The organism is Chamaesiphon sp. OTE_75_metabat_556, assembly GCF_031378165.1.
Lineage (GTDB): Bacteria > Cyanobacteriota > Cyanobacteriia > Cyanobacteriales > Chamaesiphonaceae > Chamaesiphon.
The window spans coordinates 1-5,617 of record NZ_JANNDR010000395.1 but is presented as its reverse complement, the minus strand read 5'-3'; the positions used below and the strand labels follow the sequence as shown (position 1 = coordinate 5,617).

The following is a 5,617-nucleotide window of genomic DNA, read 5'->3' as shown; positions in this document are numbered from 1 at the left end:
CTTCCAATATGCTTCATTCAACAACAGCCGTTCCTTGCACTTCTTCCTAGCTGCATGGCCTGTAGTCGGCATCTGGTTCACATCCTTGGGTGTATCGACCATGGCCTTCAACCTCAACGGTTTCAACTTCAACCAATCGGTTGTCGATGCTCAAGGTCGCGGGATCAATACCTGGGCTGACATCATCAACCGCGCTAACTTGAGTATGGAAGTAATGCACGAGCGTAACGCTCACAACTTCCCTCTTGACTTAGCTGCTGGTGAAGCTACTCCTGTGGCTTTGACTGCTCCTGCTATCAACGGTTAATCATCGTCTGATTTCGAGCTGAGAACCCCCCTGACACCAAGTGTCAGGGGGGTTTTTCATTGGGATATTAATATTGCTTCGCATCGAGCTAAATTCTTGAAGACTAAAACTAGCGGTGAACTTTCAGCTCATTATATTAGGCGAGTTAATCAAACCCGATCTGGCTTGACCGACGATCGATGGTGCATTAGCAGTAAGGTGGAGACGATCAAGTCGTACTGAGCATAAAGAGTGACTAAAATCGATCGAGGCAAATGGGCTTGATGGTGGAATAGTTAGACTCGATGGAGTCCATTTTGGCCCTGAGCTAACATTACCTTGAAATGATAAGATATCCCGCTCCAAACCGCCAAAGACATTTCCACTGATTTTGAAGTTGCCCCACCATGACAGCGGTAATTCCAGCGGAGATCGATCGACTCGGCACAAACAATTGCGATCTTGGGAAACTGTCACCTGTTGATCGTCCCAAGTAAAATCAGCCATCTGTTTTGGCAATCCCCAGATATTTCTACCACCCTCAACAGATTGGGGATTATCTACATAAATATGCGAAATCCAAGCACCGATTTTGCCCCGATAGCTTACCAAAGCTGGCGCGACAATTAGCTCGTGATACTGGAGCGTAGAACTCGGCTCGTATGCCGATAGATATAGGCAACCCAGTGTTTTTCCTGGCAGCACAGAGACGATGTCAAAATCGATCGGTATGAATTGTTTGGCCGTTGCTAAATCGATCGGCTGGAAAGATGCTAATGCAGTCCCATCCAAATGCCATGGAGCTGGAGGATAAGACATATTCATCGTGACAAAGTCTTTGCTTGTCATTATGACACCTCGATCGATCGACTAGAATCCCCCTATGGCTAGAGATCGGGTGGAAAAGTTCGGTGCTTAGAATCTGTTGACTTTAGTATCGTCGGTCGATCGATTCCACCCGATCGATGTCAAAATGGTTCAGATAAAGATTTACACGTCCCTTCACCAAGTGATGAATATGTTGAATAGCCTGCAAACAGCCTTTGCTAGTAATCGAGTCCTCAAAGTCATTAGTGGGTTGAATAATTTCGATCGCGATCAAGTGGCAATGGTAGTGAAAGCCGCAGATCGCGGTGGTGCGACATTTATCGATATTGCTGCCGATCCAGAACTCGTGCGGATGGCGCGTCAACTCACCAACCTACCAATCTGTGTTTCTGCTGTCGATCCGCCATTATTCGTTGCTGCCGTCGAAGCTGGTGCCGATCTGATCGAAATCGGTAATTTTGATAGTTTCTACGCTCAAGGCATCAAATTTGAAGCCGATGAAGTTTTAGCTCTAACTAAGGCAACTCGTGCCTTGTTGCCCCACATTACTCTGTCTGTCACCGTGCCCCACATTTTGACTCTAGACAAACAAGTAGAATTGGCGCAAGCACTAGTCGCTGCGGGTGCGGATATCATTCAAACCGAAGGCGGCACCAGCAGTGCGCCCAGCCATGCAGGTACGCTCGGTTTAATCGAAAAAGCTGCACCCACCTTAGCTGCTGCCTATGAAATCTCTCGTGCTGTCGAGGTACCCGTTCTATGTGCCTCCGGTTTATCCAATGTGACTGCACCGCTAGCAATTTCTGCTGGTGCTGCGGGAATCGGCGTCGGTTCGGCCATTAACAAGCTCAACGACGAAATCGCCGCAATCGCCGTCGTTCGCAGTTTGGTTGAGGCTCTGGCGGCAACTCCGGTTGCTGTTCGAGGCTAGAGAGTAGTGGATAGGGAGTAGAGAGTTATAGAGTAGCTTCTTTAATTACTCCCAACTCCCAACTCCCCACTTAGATGAGGGAAACCCTACTGACCTCGATCGTCAAATAACAGCTAAAATACTTAATAGATCGATAGTGATAATGGAACACTGACCGTGATTTCACAACTAATTGCCGACTTCCGAATTATCTTTGACCGCGATCCAGCCGCCCGTAACTGGTTAGAAGTTCTCTTCTGCTATCCAGGACTACAAGCATTATCCCTACATCGTTTTGCTCATTGGCTGTACGTTTTGGGTATCCCGTTTATTCCGCGTTTTATTTCGCATTTAGCCCGCTTTTTTACGGGAATTGAGATTCACCCAGGGGCGACGATTGGCAAGGGCGTATTCATCGATCACGGCATGGGTGTCGTGATCGGTGAGACGGCAATTATTGGCGATTACGCGCTGATTTATCAAGGAGTGACGTTAGGTGGTACGGGGAAAGAAAGCGGTAAACGCCACCCGACACTCGGCGAAAACGTCGTAGTTGGTGCGGGTGCTAAAGTATTAGGCAATCTCCAAATCGGTAGTAACGTGCGGATTGGTGCGGGTTCGGTCGTACTGCGCGACGTACCTTCAGATTGTACGGTCGTCGGTATTCCTGGTCGGATCTTGTATCGGGCGGGCGAGCGCGTTGGACCTTTAGAGCACGGCAGTTTGCCAGATACCGAGGCTGAAGTCATTCGCGCCTTAGTCGATCGGATCGAAAGTTTAGAACAACAAGTCCAAAAAATGCAAGTCGAACAAACTTGTAATGCGATCGTCCAAGGTATCGAAACCCCTTCAGCAGAGGATGTAGAGTTACCAGCAAGTTGTCACTTGGAAGATCGAGTGATTCGGCAATTTTTAGATGGTGCGGGGATTTAGAGCTACATGCCAATTCCCCCAAGCTGGATCGTGCAAACTGGTCGATCGATCTGGACGAGCATCTGGCAATTGATGATGTCTCAACTAGCTCCACCAAACGATCTCGGTGAATATCAACGTCCGCAAAGTGAATTTCGCCAGCGAATTGAGGGTAGATATACCCCACAGCCAAATCGCTATCGACTATATGTCGGCTGGAGTTGTCCCTGGGCGCACCGTACTTTAGTAGTGCGCGCCTTAAAAGGATTGGAACAGATGATCGATGTAACGATCTTGCCGGGCGATGCCAATGCTGGTGGCTGGGTATTGCCAGCATCAGAACATGGTTGCCAAACCTTGGCTCAGTTGTATCGATTTGGGCAACCAGGATATACAGGTAGATCCACAGTGCCGATGCTCTGGGATACGCAGACCTACTCGATCGTCAATAATGAAAGTGCCGAGATCATCGAGCTACTCAACTCAGAATTCAATGAGTATGCTGAGCACCCCGAACTCGATCTCGCACCAGTTGCCCTCCAAGACTCGATCGCCCACTGGAATGAGATAATCTACCAAACCGTCAACAATGGCGTCTATCGCTGCGGTTTTGCCCAGACCCAAGTGGCTTACGACAAAGCCTATACCGAACTATTTGCCACACTCGATCGAGTTAACGATTTACTCTCGACTCAAGCTTATCTCTGCGGCGACGTCCTCACCCTCGCCGATATCCGCCTGTTTACCACGCTGATTCGCTTTGACTTGGTGTATAACCACCTGTTCAAATGCAACCATCGGCGCATTCAAGACTATCCCCAACTTCAAACTTACCTGTCCAACATCTATCATTTGCCTGGGGTTGCGGCTACTTGTAATTTTCAGACGATCTTACAGGATTATTACAGTAATCTATTTCCCCTCAATCCTGGTGGCATTATTCCGCAGCTACCAGACATGAGCTACCTCCTAAAGATAAAAGTATCGGACTAGATTTAGCGCACAACAAAAGCGAGGTACAAGAGTCATCTCATACCTCGATTACCACTATGGGTTCGATTAGCTGCCAACTGTTAACTGTCTGTCTCGCTCTATCTGGAGGGAACCTCCAGGGCGCGAGCCGCAACTGTCAACTAAATTTAAGTATCATAAAGCAGACATTCTGGCGATTCTGGATTATCGGAACAGAAGCGTTCGAGAGAGTTTTGGGGCTGCGCGCTCCGTTGGTGTCCGGATTCCTGATGTAGCTCTTCGAGGATCTCCATCGCTACTGCAAATTCGGGAGAAGTTTTACCAAAATTTTCGCCAGCTTGATGAGCCGCTTCGCGTGCTTGCTCGATCCGATCTTCGAGTGTCATCGTTGTTTCTTGAGTGTTGGTCATAATCTTGACTATTTACTGTAAATTATGCGAGGCGATTGAGAGCAGCCTGACCTCTATTGTATCTTTCCAATCTTGAAAGACACCATCACAAATGTAGAGGTTTCCACACATTTGCGATCGACTGTTAGCCGATTAGGGTTTCAAGCTTTAAACACACTGTGACGATCAATTTTTTTGTCGTGGATGTTACTGAAATTTAGTCGAAATCAAAAATTTTTTGAATTTAATCGGACGATCGATAGGTGAGAGTGTTAGAATTGCCATGCAAAATATAGCACTCATTGAGGGTCTGACGTTGTGATCCGTTCTGCTACCTTGACGCTTCAGCCCACACTCCCATCCGTCAGTGACAACAGTCGGCTGCGGTTGTTTTCGGGGAATGCTAACATCCCGCTATCTCAGGAAATCGCTCGCTATCTAGGACTGGATCTCGGTCCGATGATTCGCAAGCGGTTCGCCGATGGGGAAATTTATGTCCAGATTCAAGAATCCATTCGAGGTTGTGATGTCTATCTGATCCAACCGACATGTCATCCAGTCAACGATAACTTGATGGAATTATTCATCATGATCGATGCCTGTCGGCGAGCTTCGGCGCGCCAAATTACAGCGGTCATTCCTTACTATGGCTATGCTCGTGCTGATCGCAAAACTGCTGGACGCGAATCGATTACCGCTAAACTAGTCGCCAATCAGATTACCACTGCTGGTGCCGATCGAGTCCTGGCCATGGATCTGCACTCAGCCCAAATTCAAGGTTATTTTGATATCCCCTTGGATCACATCTACGGTTCGCCAGTGCTGGTTGATTATATTCTCAAAAAAAATCTTCCAGATATAGTAGTGGTATCGCCAGATGTCGGCGGCGTCGCGCGCGCACGGGCTTTTGCCAAAAAGCTCAATGACGCACCGCTCGCCATCATCGACAAACGTCGTCAAGCCCATAATGTCGCTGAAGTCATGAATGTGATCGGTGATGTGGCTGGCAAAACAGCGATCTTGGTCGATGACATGATCGATACGGGGGGAACGATCTCTGAAGGTGCCAAAATCCTCAGGGAGCAAGGTGCGCGGCAGGTGTATGCTTGTGCAATTCATGCGGTCTTTTCGCCACCAGCGATCGAACGCCTCTCCAGTGGCGTCTTTGAAGAAGTGATCGTGACCAATACGCTACCCATGCCCGCTGCTAACCGGTTTCCCCAGCTAAAAGTGCTATCTGTCGCCAATTTATTAGGTGAAGCGATTTGGCGGGTGCATGAAGATACCTCGGTTAGTAGCATGTTCCGCTAATGAATCTGT

Annotated in this window: 6 protein-coding genes and 1 pseudogene; 5 read left to right on the top strand and 2 right to left on the bottom strand. The window is 48.3% G+C overall.

Translation table 11 applies throughout. The annotated features are described in order from the left end of the window. Positions 1 to 307, top strand: a pseudogene (locus tag RMO27_RS16030) (photosystem II q(b) protein); the annotation flags it as partial. 123 nt (positions 308 to 430) lie between these two features. On the opposite strand, the gene RMO27_RS16025 reads toward RMO27_RS16030, so the two are convergent. Continuing rightward, positions 431 to 1,135 (bottom strand): acetoacetate decarboxylase family protein, encoded by a 705-nt coding sequence (locus tag RMO27_RS16025; RefSeq protein WP_309734280.1) that lies wholly within the window; start codon positions 1,133 to 1,135, stop codon positions 431 to 433. 163 nt (positions 1,136 to 1,298) lie between these two features. On the opposite strand from RMO27_RS16025, the gene RMO27_RS16020 reads away from it, so the two are divergent. The 3 genes from RMO27_RS16020 (at position 1,299) to RMO27_RS16010 (ending at position 3,929) form a co-directional block, all read left to right on the top strand. After that, entirely contained in the window at positions 1,299 to 2,045 is a 747-nt protein-coding gene (locus RMO27_RS16020; RefSeq protein WP_309734285.1) for a DUF561 domain-containing protein, read from the top strand. Positions 2,046 to 2,201: 156 nt separating this feature from the next. Further along, positions 2,202 to 2,957 carry a serine O-acetyltransferase gene (cysE, locus tag RMO27_RS16015; RefSeq protein ID WP_309734279.1) on the top strand — a complete coding sequence of 252 codons (756 nt, stop codon included), beginning with the start codon at positions 2,202 to 2,204 and terminating at the stop codon, positions 2,955 to 2,957. Positions 2,958 to 2,963: 6 nt separating this feature from the next. After that, on the top strand, positions 2,964 to 3,929 hold the full coding sequence (locus RMO27_RS16010; RefSeq protein ID WP_309734277.1) for a glutathione S-transferase C-terminal domain-containing protein: 966 nt from the start codon (positions 2,964 to 2,966) through the stop codon (positions 3,927 to 3,929). 146 nt (positions 3,930 to 4,075) lie between these two features. Here RMO27_RS16010 and RMO27_RS16005 read toward each other — a convergent pair whose 3' ends face one another. Next, positions 4,076 to 4,318: a Calvin cycle protein CP12 gene (locus RMO27_RS16005; RefSeq protein ID WP_309734275.1), complete on the bottom strand. Its 243-nt coding sequence runs from the start codon at positions 4,316 to 4,318 to the stop codon at positions 4,076 to 4,078. Between the two features lie 297 nt (positions 4,319 to 4,615). On the opposite strand from RMO27_RS16005, the gene RMO27_RS16000 reads away from it, so the two are divergent. Next, on the top strand, positions 4,616 to 5,608 hold the full coding sequence (locus RMO27_RS16000) for a ribose-phosphate pyrophosphokinase (RefSeq protein WP_309734271.1): 993 nt from the start codon (positions 4,616 to 4,618) through the stop codon (positions 5,606 to 5,608). Positions 5,609 to 5,617 lie beyond the last annotated feature (9 nt).

Coding starts and splice junctions, on each gene's coding strand:
- RMO27_RS16005 (WP_309734275.1), bottom strand. CDS start 4,318: ATGACCAACACTCAAGAAACAACGATGACACTCGAAGATCGGATCGAG.
- RMO27_RS16025 (WP_309734280.1), bottom strand. CDS start 1,135: ATGACAAGCAAAGACTTTGTCACGATGAATATGTCTTATCCTCCAGCT.
- RMO27_RS16020 (WP_309734285.1), top strand. CDS start 1,299: ATGAATATGTTGAATAGCCTGCAAACAGCCTTTGCTAGTAATCGAGTC.
- RMO27_RS16010 (WP_309734277.1), top strand. CDS start 2,964: ATGCCAATTCCCCCAAGCTGGATCGTGCAAACTGGTCGATCGATCTGG.